The organism is Clostridium sulfidigenes (genome assembly GCF_052067195.1).
GTDB lineage: Bacteria > Bacillota > Clostridia > Clostridiales > Clostridiaceae > Clostridium_J > Clostridium_J sulfidigenes.
Genome location: NZ_JBQHQR010000001.1, coordinates 271,345 through 290,592, shown reverse-complemented (window position 1 = coordinate 290,592; position 19,248 = coordinate 271,345). Strand labels below are relative to the sequence as shown.

Sequence of the window (19,248 nt, the reverse complement as noted above, 5' to 3'; positions counted from 1 at the left end):
GATTGATCTAATCTACTCTATAGCCTTAAAACATTGTACTATTTCATCAAAATCTTCTTTAAATAAGGTTCTTCCATCTAAAACTAGCTCATCATTATAAACCCTAGCTATTAGTGGAGTTTCTCCTAATCTAAGTTTTCTCTCCATATCCTCTGGAGAAAATTTTTCACTGGTTACTTTAACTACATAGGTTTCAATTTTTTCTGTAGGCATAGACCCTCCACCTACCATGGATTCGCCTTTGTCTATATAAAATTTAAAGTCCTGAGTCTTACTTTGTAGCTTTCTCTTTAGAAGTATACATTTTTTCTTAACTTCTTCCTTAGGCATCAAAATCATATTTAAAGATGGAATGTTATCTATAGCTTCTTTTTCATCTATATAATATTTTAAGGTACCTTCTAAGGCTGCTAAAGTCATTTTGTCAACTCTTAGGGCCCTAGTTAATTGATTCTTTTTCATTCTATCGATATATTTCTTTTTACCAACAATGATTCCCGCCTGTGGACCACCTAACATTTTATCCCCACTAAAGGTTACTACATCAATACCTTTTTTTATGCTATCCTGGACGGTAGGTTCATAGGTAAAACCATATTTACCAAAGTCTATAAGAACTCCACTACCTATATCTTCTACCACTGGAATTTCATGCTTTTCTCCCAGTTCTACAAGCTGCTCTAAGGACACTCCTTCTGTAAAGCCTAAAACTTTAAAGTTAGAGGTATGAACCTTTAAAAGTACTCCTGTGTTTTCTCTTATATTATTTTCATAATCATATAGATGAGTTCTATTAGTAGTTCCTATTTCCACTAGCTTAGCTCCACTAAACTTCATAACTTCTGGTATTCTAAAGGATCCACCTATTTCTACTAGTTCTCCTCTAGAAACTATGACTTCCTTTTCCTTTGCTAAGGTATCTAGAACTAACATTATGGCAGCAGCATTATTATTTACTACCATGGCAGCTTCTGCTCCAGTAACCTTTTTAATAATTTCTTCTATGTGAGAATATCTAGAACCTCTTTTCCCACTTTCAATGTCATATTCTAAATTATTATAGCTACCTGCCACTGTTATCACATTTTCTATAGCTTTTTTTCCTAAAAGTGAACGACCTAAATTAGTATGTATAACAGTTCCTGTGGCATTTATCACCCTTTCTAGGTGCATTTTGTTTTTGCTTTCTAGAGTATGAACTGCAAAATCTAGTACTTGCTCTGTATTTAAACTATCTACATTGCCTTTTAATATACCATTTCTATAAAATTCTATGGCTTCCCTTAAGGATTCTAAAACTATGGTTCTAGAATTTTCTTCTATTAACTTATTTACTGATTGAAGTTTTAAAAGTTCATCTATCTTAGGTAATTTTCTTAATAATTCCTTATTCATTTTACTTCTCCCATGCATTTTTAATAAGATACCAATAATTTTACAACTATCTATTCTACCACTAGAGGCACTTCACCCTTTTCAATTACTTCACCAATAATAGCAGGTTTTATATCTAACTTCATTAATCTTTCCATCATAGACTGAACTTGATCTTGAGGAGTAGATATTAATAAACCTCCTGAGGTTTGTGGATCAAATAAAGCATCCTCTAACCATTCTGGAATATTCTCTAATTTATACTTGCCATCTAAATATCCTTTATTGTTATAAGTTCCTGCAGGCACTAAACCCATCTCAGCATATTCTCTAGCACCTTTAATCACTGGAATTTTATCTTTAAATAACTTTATAGTGATATCAGAAGCTGATGCCATCTCATATCCATGACCCATTATTCCAAAGCCAGTAACATCTGTGCATGCATTTATATTGTAATCTACTATAATTTCACCTGCATATTTATTTAAGGTACTCATAACCTTTACAGCTTCATCATATACTTCCTTTGATGCTATTTCTGCCTTTATAGCTGTATTAACAATTCCTGTACCTATAGGCTTTGTTAATATAAGTACGTCTCCCACCTTACAACCATGGTTTTTAAGGACCTTTTCAGGATGTACTATTCCCATAACAGATAACCCATACTTAGGTTCGTCATCTTCAACAGTATGTCCACCAATCACTACGGCACCTGCTTCTATGACTTTATCAGCGCCACCTTTTAAAATTTCTCCTAATATATCTATATTAAGGCAATTAGGAAAGCAAACTATATTCATGGCTACTGTAGGCTTTCCTCCCATGGCATAAACATCACTTAGGGAATTTGCAGCTGCTATGGCTCCAAAGGTATAAGGATCATCTACCACTGGTGTAAAGAAATCTAAGGTTTGAATAGCTGCTATATCCTCTGTTAGCTTGTAAACTGCTGCATCATCAGAAGTTTCTATTCCTACTAATAGGTTTTCATTTGACATTTTAGGTAATTTGTCTAGTATTTTTGAAAGGGTCTCCGGCCCTATTTTCGCTGCTCATCCAGAGGTCTTTGAAAGTTCTGTTAATCTTTTTGACATGGTTTTACCTCCTTATTTTATAATAAAAACAAACACTATTTTTTATTAAATTTAACTTTATTTAGTATTGAAAATTATACTAATTCTTTAATAATTCTATACTAATACTCATTTTATGTCTACCTTATCTCTCAATTTCTCTAAGGTTTTTACTCCTATACCCGTTATATTTGTCAGTTCATCTACAGAGTTAAACTTTCCATTTTCATTTCTGTAATCTACTATACTTTGAGCTTTTACTTGACCAATACCTGGAATGGTCATTAGTTCATCCACCGTTGCTTTATTTATATTTATTTTTCCTTTTGAATCTACAGCTCCTGTACCCTTTTCCTGCTGTTCTTCAACTTCAATTTCTGAATCTAATACTTCTTCGCCTATTTTATATATTTTAATACATTGTTCATCTTCTAGTATTTTAGAAAAATATATCTTTTCCTCATCAGCTTCTGGTGTCAGTCCCCCTGCTATTTCAATTAAGTCTCTTACTCTAGAACCTGCTTTTAATTCATATTCTTTAGGAGCTTTCACTGCACCTTTTATATCTACAACTATTTTACTATCATTTACATTTTCTTGATTTTCACTATCTTTTTTATTACTATCTTTTTTATTACTATCTTTATTATTACTATCTTTATTCTCAGTATTTTCATCTTCGCCATTACCTTTTGAATTTTGGCTTTGGAAATACTGTTGTTCATCAAGGAATACCTCTTTATATTCTTCTTCTTTATTATGATTAATTATGTATCCTGCTACCAAAAATATAATGCTAAGTATTAATATGGATAATGCTCCAATTATTTTTTCTTTTAATTTCACTTTAATACACCTCTCAATTAACATCTTATCCATATTTTTTATAAATTATTATCGTACTTCCAACTTTTTTTTGATATAATTATGTATTATGTGTTAAAAAAGTTACTAGATAAAAATTAAATATGTATAGTAAGGAGATTTCTATGAAAAAACTATTATTTATCATATTATCATTTTTTACTATAACCTTATTAAGTTATGGTAATGCATATGCATACTCAGACCCACCTTCAATAACTGGTAAAAGCGTGGTAGTTATGGATGCTAATACTGGGGCAGTGGTCTATGGGAAAGATGAAAATAAACCTTATCCACCAGCATCTACAACAAAACTAATGACAGTACTTCTAACTCTAGAAAATTGTGATCTAGATGAAGTTGTAACTGTAGGTGAATTTCCTCCTACCATTGAGGGTTCAAAAATCTATGTAGATGTGGGAGAAAAGATGACTGTAGAAGAAATGTTATATTCAGTAATAATGGTTTCTGCAAATGATTGTGCTGCTGCTCTAGCAGAGCATATCTCTGGCTCCATTGAAGAGTTTGCCGCATTAATGAATCAACGTGCAAAGGAACTGGGCTGTAAAAATACCAACTTTGTAAATCCTCATGGACTTTATGATGATAAACATAGAACTACAGCTTATGATTTAGCTCTTATGGAAAAAGAATTATTAAATCACGAAAAATATATTGAAATATCTAAAACTAAATCTACTTTCTTACAGCCTACAAATATTTTTAAAGAAAAAAGACCTCTTTGGAACGATAATAGACTACTTCACGATGCTTATGAATGCTATTATCCAGATGCCATTGCTGGTAAAACAGGCTATACTGATGAATCTCGTCATTCTTTTGTAGCTTCTGCTTGTAAGGGTAATAACAAGTTTATAATAGCAATATTATTTGATGAAAATAAAGCCTATTATGATGAAACTCCTAAACTTTTTGATTGGGCCTTTAAAAACTTTTCCACTGAAAAAGCTTTTTCAAAAGGTGAAGAAATAGGTACTTACGAAACTACTAATGGTTCAATTATTCCTTTGTTGGCTGATAAGGACATACTATATACAAAGGATAATAGTTCTAAAGAAAAGCCATCCATAGTAATTAATAAGGATACTCTTAGTAATAAATTTTTTAATAAGGGGGAGCCTATTACCACTGTTGCAGTTAATTATAATGGTCAAGGCTATAGTAGTGAGGTTTTAAGTGGTAGTGATTATGAAGAAGAAGTGCTTCCTGTAGTTGGTAATCTAGTTACTACAGAGGATAACACTATAAGCTATAAAAATCTATTTATGATTATAGGTGGAATAGTTTTAGGAATTATTCTTCTAATATTGGCTATTATATATATTATTAAGAAAAGAAGATTAGCCCAAAAACGAAAAAAACTTTTCTCTTCTTATAATTCATACAAAAATAAATATTAATTTACCAAAATATAAATGGTGCTGCATTATTAACTAATGAAGCACCATTTCTTTATCCCGTGACTTCCAACTCTAATACTCCTATCTTTTTCAACGTGGAGTAAAGAGCTGCTAGGTCTCCGGCTATGAATTTTCTATTTGGATTGAAGGTTATGTATAAGCTTTGTCATATCCTCTGGCAGAGTACTTTCAAAGTTTAAAATCTCACCACTTCGAGGATGTGGCAATGTTAGAGCATAGGCATGTAGGGCTTGACGACTTATTAATTCTTCATCATTAAAATCACTATAGAGTTGTTCTCCATATATAGGACATCCTACATAGCTTAAGTGTACCCTTATTTGATGGGTTCTTCCAGTCTCCAAGACCAATTCTACTAAAGCTCCCTCTTTATAGCTCTCTTTTATCTTGTAATGAGTAATACTTCTTTGACCATCTTCTAAAACTGCTCTTTTTATTGTTTCATCTGTAGGTCTTCCTATAGGTAGGTCTATAGTACCTTCTTGATTTTCAAGGTTTCCATGAGTTATAGCTAAATAAGACTTTTTAATTAAATTCTTCTCCATAGATTTTGCTAAATTCATGTGAGAAAATTGATTTTTAGCTATCATAATAAGTCCAGAAGTATCTCTATCTAATCTACTAACTAATCTTACTATTGAATTATCATTGTTACTTCTAAAATGATGAATAACTCCATTGGCTAAGGTTCCCATAGGATGACTTTTAGTTGGGTGAACTACCATAAAAGGAGGCTTATCAACTATTAATAGATCATCATCTTCATAAATAACCTTTATGTTTAAATCTTCACCTTCTATATTTTGGCTTTCCTCTGCATTAACAGTAACTTCAATAACATCATCTTCTTGAAGTTTATAGTTAAGCTTTACTTCCTTACCATTTACTCTTAATCTTCTATCCATAGCGGAACCACGAATGAATCTACCAGAAAGACTTAAATTCTCCTTCATGTAGTCTCTTATCTTCACATCCTGGCCTTCTTTTCCTACCTTATATGTAATAACACTCATCTTCTAGTCACCTCTATTTATAAATATTTAAGCCTCCTTGTGTAGGAGGCTTAATCATATACTTAATTATTCTACTATTGCTATTACTTCAATTTCTATTAAAGCATCTTTTGGTAATTTACCTGGTTGAACACAAGATCTTGCAGGTGGATTTGCATTGAAATACTTTCCATATACTTCATTCATGGCTGCAAAGTCATTCATATCCTTTATAAATACCATAGTTTTTACAACTTTATCTAAAGATGTACCAGCCTCTTCAAGAATAGCTTTAACATTTTCTAAGCACACAGCTGTAGCCTTTTGTATATCATCATTTACTAATTCTCCAGCTTGATTTATTGGTAATTGACCTGAAGTGTATAGTAAATTTCCTACCTTTACTGCCTGTGAGTATGGTCCTAAAGCTGCAGGTGCTTTTTCAGTGTTGATTATGATTTTATCCATTTTTTTGCCTCCCCAAATTAAATTATTATATATTATTAGATAATTTTTACCTAGTAATATCAGTTTCTTTTAGTAACTAACAAATAATTTCTAGCTTTAATGGTATCTATATGCATTATTGAGTTTCTAGATAAAATATACGTTATAGTATCGTCAAAGGATTTTAAAAGAGCTTTATCTAAATCCTCATAGGCTAAAGTTCTTAATTCTTCCACACCTTTAAAATTTCTTGAAGGCTCTATACAATCAGCAATATAAACTATTTTTTCTAATGTTGACATATTTTCTCGTCCTGTTGTATGATATTTTATTGCATTTAAAATATCTTCATCTTCCACACGGAACATTTCCTTTGATATATATGCTCCAATTAAACCATGTAAAAGCTGAGGAGATTTATAATATATATCTGAAATAATTATTCCATTACTCCTTGCTTTATTAATTAAATCATTGGCAGAAAAATTTTTAGCACAATCATGACAAAGCCCAGCTATTCTACCTTTATTAGGATTTATACCATAATGTTTTGCAAGGTCTTCACTAGTTTTCATTACACCTAAACTATGGTTATATCTCTCCTTGGTAAGATGAATTTTTATATAATCTTTTATTCTATTTTCCTGCCACATACCTTACACCTTATTTCTATATAAATTATATTGATTAATTACCTCCTCTACCCCTTGGGGAAGAAGGTAATTAACCATTTTATCTTCTGAAATTTTCTTTTTAATTTCTGTAGATGATATATCTAAAAGAGACATTTCTAACAAAATTATCTCTTTGCCATACTCTTTCTCTAAATCCTTTTTCATTTTTAATACATCATCCATAGCATATCCAGTTCTAGAAAACACAACTAAAGTGCAGTTATCTAATATGATGTGAATATTTTTCCACTGCCTTAAAGTCATTAAACTATCTACTCCAACTAAGAAATACCATTGAGTATAAGGTTCTCTATGGTTAAACTGCATTAGAGTATTATAAGTATAACTTAAACTGTCACTTTTTATCTCAAAATCACTTATGGAGAACTTTTTCTCACCTTTTATGGCCTGAGAAACCATTTTATACCTAATTTTCTCCTCTGTCACAGCCCTAGCCCTTTTATGTGGTGGTCGACCATTTGGCATAAATATGACTTCATCTAGGCTTAAATTATATAGTGCTTCATAAGCTATATGAATATGTCCTATATGTATAGGATCAAAAGTTCCTCCAAAAATCGCTTTTTTCATGCTATTACCTCTTTAAATTATAATACCATATATGAAGTATTTTACCAACTGCAATTGGAATACTTGTTTAAAAGTTACATATATTTAAAGGTTTCTAAAACTCAATTAAATGTATATTATTTAGGAAGTTCTATTTTAGGATTTTTCTTGGATTTGCGATATATAACTAATTTACTTCCTATAGCTTGAATTCCTTCACAACCTAATTCTTCACATAAAATTTCTGAAGCTTCTCTTGCTGTAATCCCACTATTATTTAAAGTTTTTATCTTAATTAGCTCTCTTGATTCTAGAGCCCCATCTATCTGCTTAAGAAAGTTTTCTTCTATGCCACCTTTTCCTACTTGGAATATAGGTGCTAATTGACTTCCAAGAGATCTAAGATAGCTTCTTTGTTTTGTTGTTATCATGTTATTTATTTCCCCCTAATTCTATAATAAGAATTCAAATTCAAAATCATTTAATCTTACTAGGTCACCATCTTGTATTCCCATATCCTTTAACTCATCGATAATTCCTTTGTTTCTTAAAACTTTATGGAAGTATCTTAATGAATCTGGCTCATTTACATTTACACTAGTTAATAATCTATCTACAAAGGATCCTGTAATCTCAAATATACCTTCTTCGACTTCATTTATTTCATAGGTAAATCTCTTTTCTTCAGGAATAAATTTATCATCTTCTGAAATCTCTAATTCCTTAACTGGAATTGTGCTAAGCATTTCAGCTGCAGCCTTCATAAGATCATCTACACCTTCATTGGTAGCTGCAGATATCTTATATATCTTATCATAGCCCATAGCTTGTAATTCTTTTTTAAAGTTTTCATAAACTTCTTCATCATAGAGCATATCAGATTTATTTGCTGCAATTATCTGTGGTCTATCCCATAGCTTTATGCTATATTTTTTAAGTTCTTCATTAATTCTTTTAAAGTCTTCTATAGGATTTCTTCCTTCAACTCCTGAAATATCAACTACATGGATAAGCATTCTAGTTCTCTCTATATGTCTTAAGAACTCTAAGCCTAATCCTACTCCCTCTGCTGCTCCTTCTATGATACCTGGTATATCAGCAATAACAAAAGGTTCTATACCCTTCACAGCTACTACTCCAAGGTTTGGTTTTATAGTAGTAAAGTGGTAGTTAGCTATCTTTGGTCTAGCCTTAGATACCATGGATAAAAGTGTTGATTTTCCTACGTTAGGGAATCCTAGAAGTCCTACATCGGCTAAAAGTTTAAGTTCTAGCTTAATCCATCTTTCTTCTCCTGGCATACCTGGCTCTGCAAAGTTTGGTGCCTGTCTTGTAGGAGTACAAAATTTTGCATTTCCTTTTCCGCCTTTTCCACCTTTACATACTACAAATTTATCCCCATCATGAGCTAAGTCACACATAATCTTATCTGTTTCAAAGTCTTTAACTATAGTTCCCATTGGAACTCTGATAATAATATCTTCTCCACCTCTTCCGTAGCATTTAGAGCCTTCACCCTTTCCTCCATTAGGAGCTACGAATTTACGGTGATAAGAAAAATCTAATAGGGTAGTCATATTACTATCTACTACTAATATGACGCTTCCACCATCTCCTCCATCTCCACCATCTGGTCCACCTAGTGGAGCAAATTTTTCTCTTCTAAAATGAATGGAACCATTACCACCATCTCCGGACTGTACAAAAATCTTGGCTGTATCTATAAACATTATTATTTCACCTTCCTAACAAAATATCCTTTGATATTTTTACGAATTAAGTATACGTATATTATTATTATTTACAAAAATAATAATTTTACCTATGTTTTATTTTAAAACTAATTAACACCTAGGGATGTTTTTTTATAACATAGAATAAATAATTGCCCTATGAGTAAATAATTGTCCTATGTCATAAAAAAGCACCCTTACGGGTGCTTAATTAACTATTCAGCTATTGCAATTTCTACATCGATTGGATAAACACTAGCTTTTTTCTTGCTTTTACCCATTCTTTCAAATCTTACAACTCCATCAACCTTAGCGAAAAGAGTGTCATCTCCACCGATACCAACGTTTGTACCTGGGTGAATTTTTGTTCCTCTTTGTCTTACAAGGATGTTTCCTGCAAGTACAAATTGTCCGTCTGCACGTTTAACCCCTAATCTCTTAGATTCACTATCTCTACCGTTCTTAGAGCTACCTACTCCTTTTTTATGAGCACATAACTGAAGGTTTATTAGTAACATATCACTGCACCTCCTCTACTACAACTTTGATATATTTTCCATAACTAATTTCTAAATTCTTTAATCCCAATAACATCGTTTCTAGTAGGACTTGTGTACTTTCTATTTCCACATGAGATAACTTAGATACATCTAAAGCTATGTTTCCCTCTTCCGCGATATATGTAGGTTTTAACTTTAGCACCTCTAACACTCCTAAGATTGTTACCTGGGCTAAATTACTTACAGAACCACAAACAACATCATCATAAACAGTTGTATTTTGCTTAACATCAAAATACTCAGCATGCCCATATACATGAAATGATACTACCATGCTTTTTTTTCTTTTGAAAGTTACCTTAATCATAATTAAGCTTCAATCTTCTCAATTACAACTTTAGTAAATGGTTGTCTATGACCTTGTTTCTTTCTGTAGTCTTTCTTTGGCTTATATTTGAAAACTATAACTTTCTTAGCTTTTCCTTGTGCTACTACTTTAGCAACAACTTTAGCTCCTTCAACTACAGGCTTTCCAACTACTAAACCGTCTTCTTTTCCAACTGCTAAAACCTTATCGAATTCTACAGTTGAATCAACTTCAGCTTCAAGTTTTTCAACGAATAAAACGTCTCCCTCTTGAACTCTGTATTGCTTTCCTCCAGTAAGTAAAACTGCGTACATTAAATACACCTCCTCAATCCAGTCTCGCCATCTCAGGTATAACTTACAAATTCTTTACAAAATTTTAAAGTTAGTTTAAAAACCTTATGTGTGCGGTCTACAAATGACATTTTAACACATACGCTGATGATTGTAAAGCAACTTATGGTATTTTTTTATTGATGACTATCATCTCTAATACTGCCATGTTTTTCAAAATTATTAGTTACATCTAGTTTTTGCAGAAAATACTTTTAATTCTTGCATAGCTTCAATTTGGCTATGAAAAATTAAAGATTCAACTTTAAAATTATCTAGATTTTCCTGAAATCTAATAAAAATATCACAGTCTAGCCCATCTAATTTCTCCACAAAAGTTACAATATCATTGTTTATTTCATTCTCATAGTTTCTATCTAGTTCTATATAGATATTTTTAATTCCCTGCTCTGATTTTATTTTTTTCACTTTACCTTTTAAAATGCTTAATATATATTCTAAAGATACTTTTTCTCCTGTACCTTTACAATGAATACAGGAATTAAAAACATAATCACATATGGATTTGCCATATTTTTTTCTAGTTATCTGAACTAAATTTAATTCTGTGAAAGGATATATTTTAGTATTATGCTTATCATCCTTAAACTCCTCTTGTAAAACTTTTAAAACTTCAGCTTTATCTTCATGAGATTTCATATCTACAAAATCTACTACTATTATCCCACCTAGATTTCTCAGTCTTATCTGTTTTACTACTTCCTTAGCAGCCTCCATATTAGTTACTAAAATATTTTTTTCCTTTAAGGATGGCTTTATGTTTTTAGCCGTATTTACATCCACCACATTCATGGCTTCAGTACGTTCTAACACAATGTTACCACCACTGGATAAGTTAATTTTATTATGTCTTAACGCTAAAATTTCTTTTTCTATGCCATAATTATCAAATATGGATAAAGCTCCTTCATAAAAACTTAGATGAAGATTTTCTAAGCGCTTTTCTTTAATTAACTTTTCATAGTAAAGGTAATCTTCATAATTATCAACTACTATCTCAGCTCCACCTTCAGTATAATTTCTTAAGACCCTACTTAGGATCCCATTATCTTTATAGAGAGGTCCTACTTTAGATGAGTAAGTAAACTTATTACATATTTCTTCATATCTATGTATTAACTCACCTATTTCTTCCTTTAAAATGTTTATATCAATATTTTCTGCTTTTGTTCTAATTATTATTCCAACATCCTCAGGTTTTGATATATCTTCTTCTATTAATTCTTTAAAATTTGGTGTTTTAATCTTTTTTGAAATTTCTATATGGCTATGTTCTTTAGTAATTACTGCATAGGCTCCTGGTAAGGAAAGGTTTCTAGTTACCTTTGGGCCTTTTTTATCTATCTCTTCCTTTACTACCTCTACCATAACTTCATCACCTTTTTTTAAGGTGTTTATATGCTGATTTTTTTCTAGGGAAAGATATCCATTTTTTTCATAACCTATATCTATGAAAGCACCATGAATAGAAGGTACTATATTTTTAATTACACCTCTATATATGTCTCCTACCTTAGGTCCTTCTGTATCTTCTTCTATAAAACATTCTTTAAGAGTATCACCATATTTCACTGCAATCTTTAATAATGTATTTTGTCTTTCAATGAATATTTTTTTCATTAAATCAACTCCTAGTACTGTGCAAAATACTCTTGAAGTGTAAGTAGTTCTTTTCCTTTAAAAGCATACATTTCTACTCTTTTTATATCAACAAAGGCATCTTCCTTAATTCCCTTTACATGAGTTTTTATAAATTCACTAAGTAAACTTGCTGATAGGTTTTCTCTGCTTCCACAACTAAGAAGTCCTTCTATAGTTAACATTTTATTATCTATGGAGTACTTTATCTCTTTAACTAAAGGCTTAATATCTGTTTCCTTTTCTCCTGATTTAGATTTCTTTAAAATTGTCCATTGACTTAAATCCAATAAAGAATCCATATCTAGTGCAGACTCATCCTGAAGTTTAAACTTTATTATATATTTAGCTGCATCTATGGTAGCCATTGCTTGTTGATTTTTCTGTCCTTCTTTTCTGGCTACCTTGGTAACGGATAAAAATTTAACTCCACCTACTGTATTTTCATTTAAAGTCTTTAGAATTTCCTTTTCATCAAATGCTTCAATAAACACTGCATCTAAGTATTCTCCTGTAGAATATACCCCTACTGATAGGGGTTGTGCTATAGATATGCTCATATGAGGATTAAACCCCTTAGAATACTCTATTGGTAGTTTTGCTCTTCTTATAACTCTTTGTATAGTTCTCATTAAATCTAAATGAGATAAAAACTTTATTTCACTTTCTTTAGTGTATTTTATTAAATAACGCACCATGAAAGCACTCCCTTTCCTTAAAGCTAGTATTGATTCCACATCCTGTACATCTCTCTCTACAGTCTGGTGTTAAAACCATTTCTTTAGCTTTTTCATTTTCACTTATTAGATAGCTTTTACTTACTCCTATATCAATGAAGTCCCATGGTAAGATTTCATCATAACTTCTTTCTCTATAAGCATAGAAATCTCCATCTACCCCACATTCTTCAAACGCTTCTTGCCACAATTCAAAGTTGAAGTACTCGTTCCAGCCATCAAACCTAGCGCCCTTTTCAAAGGCCTTCACTAGAACATCACAAAGTTTTCTATCCCCTCTTGCAAATACTGCTTCTAGGTAGCTAAGTGCCGATTCATGCCAATTGTAGTTAATAGCCTTACTTTTTATAGCATCTCTAAGACTTGAAATTTTTTCTCTCACTTCAGCCACTTGATTCATTGGAGCCCATTGGAAAGGTGTAAATGGCTTTGGTACTAATATAGAAGTACTTACTGTAACTCTTAAGCCCCTCTTTCTTACATCTCTAGGTACATGGAAATATTCCTCTACTACCTTTTCTGCTAAATGTGCAATTCCTTCTACGTCTTCTACGGTTTCATAAGGAAGTCCTATAACAAAGTATAGCTTTATAGTTGACCAACCTGATTCAAAGGCATTTCTAGCAGATCTTAATAAGTCTTCCTCTGTTACACCTTTGTTTATTACATCTCTCATCCTTTGAGTTCCAGCTTCTGGAGCAAAGGTTAATCCTGTCTTTCTTACCTTTTGTATCTCCTTTATTAAATCTACAGAGAAGGCATCTATTCTAATTGATGGTATAGATACTCCTATTTTTTCTTCTCCATACTTTTCAATTAAAGAGAAAATTAAGTTTTGGATATTAGAGTAGTCACAAATACTTAAGGAACTTAGAGAAATCTCCTGATAACCTGTGTTTTTTACAAGAACATCGATTTCTTCCATAAGCTTTTCTGTGGTTTTTTCCCTAACTGGTCTGTATATCATTCCTGCTTGGCAGAATCTACATCCCCTTGTACAGCCTCTAAAGGTTTCTATAACTATTCTATCATGAATAATTTCTGTATAAGGAACTATGAATTTTTCTGGAGAATTGTTAGCATTAAAATCTGAAATTATTCTCTTTTTAACAGTTTTAGGTACATCCTCATATTTTGGAGTCATGTCCTTAATAGTACCATCTTCGTTGTAATTTACGTCATAAAGGGATGGTACATAAACTCCTTGAATCTTTGAAATAGCTCTTAGGTATTCAGCCTTTGATTTACCCTTCATTTCCTTATAAACATCTAAAACATCATGGGTAACTTCTTCTCCTTCTCCTAATATGAAGACATCAGCTATATCATATAAAGGCTCAGGGTTATAAGCACAAGGACCTCCCATCATGATGATAGGATATTCTTCTCCCCTTTTTGAAGCTCTAACTGGTATATTACACATATCTAACATATTTAAAATATTAGTATAGCTCATTTCATATTGAAGAGTGAATCCTAAAATATCAAATTCACTAAGGGAATCCTTAGTTTCAAGAGTTCCTAGTGGAATGTTATTTTCTCTTAGTAGTTTTTCCATATCTGGCCAAGGTGCAAAGCATCTTTCACAGAAGGTATCCTCTCTCTCATTCATAAGATGATATAGAATTTTTGTTCCCAAGTGGGACATTGCCACTTCATAAACATCTGGGAAACAAAAAGCATATCTAATATCTACACTGTTTTTATCTTTATTATATGAGTTTAATTCTCCACCTATATATCTAGCTGGTTTCTCAACTCTGTACAAAATATCGTCGGAAATTTTATTCATTGAGTATCCTCCTTAAGTTAATTCAACTTAGCTTAAGAGGATTTTACATCCGCTAAAGCTAAGTTTCATTTTAGCACAACTATATAATATTTCAAGTAACTATACTATTTTTCATAGCTTTCTAGAAGCTCTTCAAGAGTTATATTTCCCAATTCCTTAATTCCATTTAATATGTCCTCTTCATATAAAACTCCTATCATGTTCATTTCATCATCAAGTACAGTAAATACATTATACTTGTTTTTATCTATTAATTCTATTAATTGTAATATATTTATTTTGTAATAAACAGAAATACTTTTATTTTCTAGGTATCCTCTACCTATTAGCTTTTCCTTTTTTTTGATGATATATCCCATTATTATATAAGCTATCCTCCCTTTTTCCTTATAGGAAATCATTAATATAAATATAGAAAAAAAGGCAAAATCTAAAACCAGTCGCTCCATGCATAATCCCATTAAAAAGATTGCTCCAAATATATATCCTATTACTATACTTATATTTAGCGCAATCTTATTAGCTTTTTTATATATGAGCTTAATATTAAGAATATCTCTTAATATACGACCTCCATCTAAAGGAAATGCTGGTATAAGATTAAATATGCCTATAACTAAATTATAATTGCAAAATTCAATAAAACTAGAATTAGAAAAATATCTGCCTAAAAAATAACTGGTTAAAGCAATTAAAAAATTCCCTATAGGACCACTTAAGGATATAATAATATCTTCCTTAGGAGTTGCCTCTTCTAGCTCCTTTAATTTTAGTGTAGTACCTATTGGTAATATATCTATAGAAAATCCTGAATAACCTAATATTCTTGCTGTTATTAAATGAATGATTTCATGGATGATTATGATTATAAAACCTATAATTAACTCACTTTTAAATCCTATAATCAATATTAAAATTATATAGGGTATTAAGTATTTGCTTATTCGTATCAATGATTTCCCCCTAATAATCTTGCTATATCATAGTTTCAAAATTAAAGCATTTCTCTGGGTTTAAAATATTTCCCATATAAAATACTTCTATACTTAATATATTGCCTTCATCTCCCTTAACTGTACCAATAACTTCTCCTGTATCAACAGCATCTCCAATTTTAACTTTGCTACCACTAAGACCATAATATTTCATCTCAATACCATCACCATAGTCTAGGATTAAGGTAATTTCTTTTCCTTCAGTTACACTCTTTACCTTTCCTGGAAAGGATGCCTTTATATCACTTTCATTAGTTAGGCTTAAAGAAAGTCTATTATCTTTTATAGTGATTTGATTTTTATCCTTTATGGTTATAGGGTTTACATAGTTTTCTTTTATATAATTTTCTTTCTTTTCTTCAAAATTAACCATAGACTTTACTTCATTAAAAACTTCAGTTATTTTTTCTTCCTTAAATACATCCAATATATTTTTTTCTTTAAATGCTTGGACTATATTTTCCACAGTAATATTTTTTTCCTTCAATAAACCATTATTTATAATTGCTATACTCTTATCATATACCTTATTAACGTAACTGTTAGGATATGTTCTAGCGAGAAATAGTCCAGCTAGAAGAACTAGAACTATTACGCATTGAATAATCAATATATTAGCAAAGCCTTTCCCAAAAATGTTTAAATAAATGGGGAAGGTATTTCTTCTACTATTTAATTTATAGTTACTACCTTTAGTACTATTTCCACTATATTTTGTAGGTTTATACTCACTGGTTCCTGTTTGTTTTTTCATATTAGAATAATATTTTTGATAATATTCATTATAAATTCCCATAAAATATCCCCCCATAATTTATTATTACTAATTTATATATATTAAAAAAAACTAACTTTATGATGGGTATGAAAATTTATTTTCATAAGAGCATAATAAAAAAAGACTGTCTCAGTATATGTCAATCCTAAAATAATGTTAATCATGGACTTATATTAAAGTACAAATTCAACATTTTAAAAAGATTGACAAATTGTCTTGAGACAGCTTCTTTTATTAATATTATTATTAATATTATAATTAATTTTATTATCTGTTTTTTAAAGCCTTCATGAATACTTCTGCTGTACCTATATTAGTTGCAAGAGGTATACAGTGAACATCTGAGAGTCTTATAAGGGCTGTTACATCGGGTTCATGGGGTTGAGCTGTAAGAGGATCTCTTAAAAAAATTATCATATCCATATTTCCTTCTGCAAGTCTTGCTCCTATTTGTTGGTCGCCGCCTAAGGGGCCTGATAAAAATCTATATATAGGAAGACCAACTATTTCATTTATAAGTTTCCCTGTAGTGCCTGTAGCATAAAGTTCATGATCCTTTAGCACATCCTTATATCTTTTAGCAAAATCAATGATGTCATCCTTCTTTTTATCGTGTGCAACCAATGCAACTCTCATATAAATCACTCCTAAAAATTAATTTTATTCTTTCTCATACCTATATTTAAAACTAACCCTAAAGATATAAAATAAGTTAACATAGAACTTCCACCATAACTAACAAAAGGTAATGTTATACCTGATATAGGAAGTAATCCAATGGTCATCCCGATATTTTGAATTATTGAAAATAGTATAGATGCTATTACACCTACCACTATAATACCTCCAGCTATATCTTTTGAGTTCTTTGCTATATTTATAAGTTTGCATAAAAGTATTCCATATAACATCATAAGTACTAGCGCTCCAACTAATCCCCATTCTTCACCTAATACAGCAAAGATAAAGTCTGTATGGTTTTCTGGTACAAACTTATATTGCTTCCCATTCATAAATCCCATACCAAATATTCCACCAGAACCTATTGCTATTTTAGATTGAATTAGCTGCATCCCTTCTGCTTGTGCATACCTATCTGGATCAATAACAGCTTTAAATCTTATTTTCCAATATTCTTTCATAAAAGGTGAGTTCCAAATTCCTACAACTGCCACTACTACTGCAGAAAGACCTCCAACTATGATTTTCCAATTTAAGTTTGCTACAATTACAATTCCCAGCATTATAAAAAATGAAACCATGGTAAGCCCCATATCTGGCTGTATTACAATGAGTATCATTGGAATAGCTGCATACATGGCTATTTTAGAAAATGTTTTTATATTATTTATATCACCTTCAGCATCCTCTATAACCTTTGCAACCATAAGAATCATACCTATTTTGGCAAACTCTCCAGGCTGAATAGCTCTATTTCCCAAACTAATCCATGCATTAGCTCCATTTACCGCTTTACCAGTTATATCATTAAAAAGTAAAAGTATAACCGCTGCCCAATATATAACAGGTGCATAATTTAATATTTGCACATAGTCTAAAGTTAATATGAAGTATATAGTTATCATACCTACAATCATCCAAGCAAATTGAAGCATGGCATATTTAGCTCCAATGGCAGAGTAAATATTAACTATACCAAAGGCTACAATTAAAAATACTACAATTAAAATACTAAAATCTATATTTTTAATTAACTTATCATTAATTTTAAATTTTTCTAATAATTTATTCATTTGCATCTCCCTCCATACCTGTTCCTATTATATCATAACAAGGAAAAAAAGCTATGAAAAACATAGCTTTATTGATTATCTTCTCTTAACTTTTTTAATAGGTATACTAGCCACTAAAGCCGGGGAATTCCCATCATATTCATCACTAGTAGTTATTCTTATTTCAATTTCTTCTCCACTTTCAATTTCTGCATAATTAGATATAGTCTTAAGCAACTCCATTTTAATATTCTCTAAAAAATCTGGCGAAACGGTAGCTCTATCATGGACTAGAATAAGTTTTAATCTATCTGCAGCAATATCCTTTGAAGATACTTTGCTTGAAAAAATTTTAAACAAGTCCATATCTAATTTCTACCTCCTCCAAATAATTTTTTTATTGCACCCATAAATCCTTTTTGACCGTATATTTCATTAAAATCTAGGAATGGTACTTCTTCTCCTAAAATTCTATTTCCAATGTTCTTAAAGGCTTGACCAGCATAAGCAGAACTGTCTAACACTATAGGTTCACCTTTATTAGTAGATATGGTTACTTTTCTATCATCGGGAACTACCCCTATAACTTTAATAGCTAAACACTCCTTTATATCTTCTATAGTCAACATTTCCCCATTCTTAGCCATATCAAAGTTCATTCTGTTAACTATAAGTTCCTGTCTTTCTATCCCCTTAGCATCTAACTTTCCAATAACCCTATCTGCATCTCTGACAGATGTGATTTCTGGATTTACAACAACAATTGCCCAGTCTGCCCCTACAATGGCATTTTCAAAGCCTTGTTCAATACCTGCAGGACAGTCTAAAATTACATAATCAAACTCTTGTTTTAATTGTGTTACCACTCTTAACATTTCATTTATATCTACATCATTTTTATCTCTAGTTTGTGCTGTTGGAAGAAGAAATAAATTGTTAAACCTCTTATCTTTTATAAGTGCTTGTTTCAATCTACACTTTTCTTCAATAACATCAACTAATGTAAATACCACTCTATTTTCAAGTCCCATGAGAACATCTAAGTTTCTTAATCCTGTATCTCCATCGATAACAACTACTTTTTTATCCATTGATGCTAAAGCTGTACCTATATTTGCTGTAGTAGTAGTTTTTCCTACTCCACCTTTCCCAGATGTTATAACTATGGCCTCTCCCATTT

General features: G+C 31.1%; 22 protein-coding genes. 1 reads left to right on the top strand and 21 read right to left on the bottom strand.

Annotated features, from left to right (window positions below):
- Nucleotides 1-12 precede the first annotated feature (12 nt).
- The 3 genes from selA to ACTNBA_RS01465 form a co-directional block, all read right to left on the bottom strand.
- On the bottom strand, nucleotides 13-1,395 hold the full coding sequence (gene selA, locus ACTNBA_RS01475) for an L-seryl-tRNA(Sec) selenium transferase (protein ID WP_441071963.1): 1,383 nt from the start codon (nucleotides 1,393-1,395) through the stop codon (nucleotides 13-15).
- Between the two features lie 50 nt (nucleotides 1,396-1,445).
- The gene (selD, locus tag ACTNBA_RS01470; protein ID WP_441071961.1) at nucleotides 1,446-2,474 is read right to left on the bottom strand and encodes a selenide, water dikinase SelD; all 1,029 of its coding nucleotides are present in this window, start codon (nucleotides 2,472-2,474) and stop codon (nucleotides 1,446-1,448) included.
- Between the two features lie 108 nt (nucleotides 2,475-2,582).
- Nucleotides 2,583-3,299: a helix-hairpin-helix domain-containing protein gene (locus ACTNBA_RS01465; RefSeq protein ID WP_441071959.1), complete on the bottom strand. Its 717-nt coding sequence runs from the start codon at nucleotides 3,297-3,299 to the stop codon at nucleotides 2,583-2,585.
- 143 nt (nucleotides 3,300-3,442) lie between these two features.
- Here ACTNBA_RS01465 and ACTNBA_RS01460 point away from each other — a divergent pair, with 143 nt between their 5' ends.
- Nucleotides 3,443-4,738: a serine hydrolase gene (locus ACTNBA_RS01460; protein WP_441071957.1), complete on the top strand. Its 1,296-nt coding sequence runs from the start codon at nucleotides 3,443-3,445 to the stop codon at nucleotides 4,736-4,738.
- Between the two features lie 134 nt (nucleotides 4,739-4,872).
- On the opposite strand, the gene ACTNBA_RS01455 is transcribed toward ACTNBA_RS01460, so the two are convergent.
- The 18 genes from ACTNBA_RS01455 to minD all read right to left on the bottom strand — a co-directional run bounded on the left by ACTNBA_RS01455 (nucleotide 4,873) and on the right by minD (nucleotide 19,246).
- Entirely contained in the window at nucleotides 4,873-5,772 is a 900-nt protein-coding gene (locus ACTNBA_RS01455) for an RluA family pseudouridine synthase (protein WP_441071956.1), read from the bottom strand.
- Between the two features lie 66 nt (nucleotides 5,773-5,838).
- The gene (locus ACTNBA_RS01450) at nucleotides 5,839-6,219 is read right to left on the bottom strand and encodes a RidA family protein (protein ID WP_035128819.1); all 381 of its coding nucleotides are present in this window, start codon (nucleotides 6,217-6,219) and stop codon (nucleotides 5,839-5,841) included.
- 59 nt (nucleotides 6,220-6,278) lie between these two features.
- A complete protein-coding gene (yqeK, locus tag ACTNBA_RS01445) occupies nucleotides 6,279-6,851 on the bottom strand; it encodes a bis(5'-nucleosyl)-tetraphosphatase (symmetrical) YqeK (protein WP_441071953.1) in 573 nt (190 codons plus the stop codon).
- A 3-nt stretch (nucleotides 6,852-6,854) separates the two neighbouring features.
- Entirely contained in the window at nucleotides 6,855-7,463 is a 609-nt protein-coding gene (nadD, locus tag ACTNBA_RS01440; protein ID WP_441071951.1) for a nicotinate-nucleotide adenylyltransferase, read from the bottom strand.
- A gap of 116 nt (nucleotides 7,464-7,579) precedes the next feature.
- Complete coding sequence (yhbY, locus tag ACTNBA_RS01435) at nucleotides 7,580-7,873, bottom strand: ribosome assembly RNA-binding protein YhbY (RefSeq protein WP_035128811.1); 294 nt, start codon at nucleotides 7,871-7,873, stop codon at nucleotides 7,580-7,582.
- Nucleotides 7,874-7,894: 21 nt separating this feature from the next.
- Nucleotides 7,895-9,172: a GTPase ObgE gene (gene obgE / locus ACTNBA_RS01430; protein ID WP_346867857.1), complete on the bottom strand. Its 1,278-nt coding sequence runs from the start codon at nucleotides 9,170-9,172 to the stop codon at nucleotides 7,895-7,897.
- A 218-nt stretch (nucleotides 9,173-9,390) separates the two neighbouring features.
- Nucleotides 9,391-9,693: a 50S ribosomal protein L27 gene (rpmA, locus tag ACTNBA_RS01425; RefSeq protein WP_346848395.1), complete on the bottom strand. Its 303-nt coding sequence runs from the start codon at nucleotides 9,691-9,693 to the stop codon at nucleotides 9,391-9,393.
- A 1-nt stretch (nucleotide 9,694) separates the two neighbouring features.
- A complete protein-coding gene (locus ACTNBA_RS01420) occupies nucleotides 9,695-10,042 on the bottom strand; it encodes a ribosomal-processing cysteine protease Prp (RefSeq protein ID WP_441071948.1) in 348 nt (115 codons plus the stop codon).
- Nucleotides 10,043-10,044: 2 nt separating this feature from the next.
- Nucleotides 10,045-10,356, bottom strand: coding sequence for a 50S ribosomal protein L21 (rplU, locus tag ACTNBA_RS01415; protein WP_035128800.1), 312 nt, complete (start codon nucleotides 10,354-10,356; stop codon nucleotides 10,045-10,047).
- 201 nt (nucleotides 10,357-10,557) lie between these two features.
- Nucleotides 10,558-12,015 (bottom strand): Rne/Rng family ribonuclease, encoded by a 1,458-nt coding sequence (locus ACTNBA_RS01410; protein WP_441071946.1) that lies wholly within the window; start codon nucleotides 12,013-12,015, stop codon nucleotides 10,558-10,560.
- Nucleotides 12,016-12,026: 11 nt separating this feature from the next.
- Nucleotides 12,027-12,731 carry a TIGR03936 family radical SAM-associated protein gene (locus ACTNBA_RS01405; protein WP_441071944.1) on the bottom strand — a complete coding sequence of 235 codons (705 nt, stop codon included), beginning with the start codon at nucleotides 12,729-12,731 and terminating at the stop codon, nucleotides 12,027-12,029.
- Nucleotides 12,703-14,562 (bottom strand): TIGR03960 family B12-binding radical SAM protein, encoded by a 1,860-nt coding sequence (locus tag ACTNBA_RS01400; protein ID WP_441071942.1) that lies wholly within the window; start codon nucleotides 14,560-14,562, stop codon nucleotides 12,703-12,705. Before ACTNBA_RS01400 ends, ACTNBA_RS01405 begins: the two co-directional genes overlap by 29 nt.
- Nucleotides 14,563-14,666: 104 nt before the next feature.
- A complete protein-coding gene (locus ACTNBA_RS01395) occupies nucleotides 14,667-15,515 on the bottom strand; it encodes a site-2 protease family protein (RefSeq protein ID WP_035128790.1) in 849 nt (282 codons plus the stop codon).
- Nucleotides 15,516-15,537: 22 nt separating this feature from the next.
- Nucleotides 15,538-16,353 (bottom strand): peptidoglycan DD-metalloendopeptidase family protein, encoded by an 816-nt coding sequence (locus tag ACTNBA_RS01390; protein WP_441071940.1) that lies wholly within the window; start codon nucleotides 16,351-16,353, stop codon nucleotides 15,538-15,540.
- Between the two features lie 249 nt (nucleotides 16,354-16,602).
- Entirely contained in the window at nucleotides 16,603-16,971 is a 369-nt protein-coding gene (mgsA, locus tag ACTNBA_RS01385; RefSeq protein WP_035128787.1) for a methylglyoxal synthase, read from the bottom strand.
- An 11-nt stretch (nucleotides 16,972-16,982) separates the two neighbouring features.
- Complete coding sequence (gene rodA, locus ACTNBA_RS01380) at nucleotides 16,983-18,089, bottom strand: rod shape-determining protein RodA (protein ID WP_441071938.1); 1,107 nt, start codon at nucleotides 18,087-18,089, stop codon at nucleotides 16,983-16,985.
- 75 nt (nucleotides 18,090-18,164) lie between these two features.
- Nucleotides 18,165-18,434 carry a cell division topological specificity factor MinE gene (gene minE / locus ACTNBA_RS01375; RefSeq protein ID WP_150843815.1) on the bottom strand — a complete coding sequence of 90 codons (270 nt, stop codon included), beginning with the start codon at nucleotides 18,432-18,434 and terminating at the stop codon, nucleotides 18,165-18,167.
- 2 nt (nucleotides 18,435-18,436) lie between these two features.
- Nucleotides 18,437-19,246, bottom strand: a complete 810-nt coding sequence (minD, locus tag ACTNBA_RS01370; protein WP_441071935.1) for a septum site-determining protein MinD — start codon at nucleotides 19,244-19,246, stop codon at nucleotides 18,437-18,439.
- Nucleotides 19,247-19,248: the final 2 nt, after the last annotated feature.

Excerpts from the sequence above, each read along its gene's own strand:
- minE (WP_150843815.1), bottom strand. The coding sequence starts at position 18,434 with ATGGACTTGTTTAAAATTTTTTCAAGCAAAGTATCTTCAAAGGATATT.
- rpmA (WP_346848395.1), bottom strand. The coding sequence starts at position 9,693 with ATGTTACTAATAAACCTTCAGTTATGTGCTCATAAAAAAGGAGTAGGT.
- yhbY (WP_035128811.1), bottom strand. The coding sequence starts at position 7,873 with ATGATAACAACAAAACAAAGAAGCTATCTTAGATCTCTTGGAAGTCAA.
- ACTNBA_RS01450 (WP_035128819.1), bottom strand. The coding sequence starts at position 6,219 with ATGGATAAAATCATAATCAACACTGAAAAAGCACCTGCAGCTTTAGGA.
- rplU (WP_035128800.1), bottom strand. The coding sequence starts at position 10,356 with ATGTACGCAGTTTTACTTACTGGAGGAAAGCAATACAGAGTTCAAGAG.
- ACTNBA_RS01410 (WP_441071946.1), bottom strand. The coding sequence starts at position 12,015 with ATGAAAAAAATATTCATTGAAAGACAAAATACATTATTAAAGATTGCA.
- ACTNBA_RS01405 (WP_441071944.1), bottom strand. The coding sequence starts at position 12,731 with ATGGTGCGTTATTTAATAAAATACACTAAAGAAAGTGAAATAAAGTTT.
- obgE (WP_346867857.1), bottom strand. The coding sequence starts at position 9,172 with ATGTTTATAGATACAGCCAAGATTTTTGTACAGTCCGGAGATGGTGGT.
- ACTNBA_RS01455 (WP_441071956.1), bottom strand. The coding sequence starts at position 5,772 with ATGAGTGTTATTACATATAAGGTAGGAAAAGAAGGCCAGGATGTGAAG.
- nadD (WP_441071951.1), bottom strand. The coding sequence starts at position 7,463 with ATGAAAAAAGCGATTTTTGGAGGAACTTTTGATCCTATACATATAGGA.
- ACTNBA_RS01420 (WP_441071948.1), bottom strand. The coding sequence starts at position 10,042 with ATGATTAAGGTAACTTTCAAAAGAAAAAAAAGCATGGTAGTATCATTT.
- mgsA (WP_035128787.1), bottom strand. The coding sequence starts at position 16,971 with ATGAGAGTTGCATTGGTTGCACACGATAAAAAGAAGGATGACATCATT.
- ACTNBA_RS01460 (WP_441071957.1), top strand. The coding sequence starts at position 3,443 with ATGAAAAAACTATTATTTATCATATTATCATTTTTTACTATAACCTTA.
- ACTNBA_RS01390 (WP_441071940.1), bottom strand. The coding sequence starts at position 16,353 with ATGGGAATTTATAATGAATATTATCAAAAATATTATTCTAATATGAAA.
- minD (WP_441071935.1), bottom strand. The coding sequence starts at position 19,246 with ATGGGAGAGGCCATAGTTATAACATCTGGGAAAGGTGGAGTAGGAAAA.
- yqeK (WP_441071953.1), bottom strand. The coding sequence starts at position 6,851 with ATGTGGCAGGAAAATAGAATAAAAGATTATATAAAAATTCATCTTACC.
- rodA (WP_441071938.1), bottom strand. The coding sequence starts at position 18,089 with ATGAATAAATTATTAGAAAAATTTAAAATTAATGATAAGTTAATTAAA.
- selA (WP_441071963.1), bottom strand. The coding sequence starts at position 1,395 with ATGAATAAGGAATTATTAAGAAAATTACCTAAGATAGATGAACTTTTA.
- ACTNBA_RS01400 (WP_441071942.1), bottom strand. The coding sequence starts at position 14,562 with ATGAATAAAATTTCCGACGATATTTTGTACAGAGTTGAGAAACCAGCT.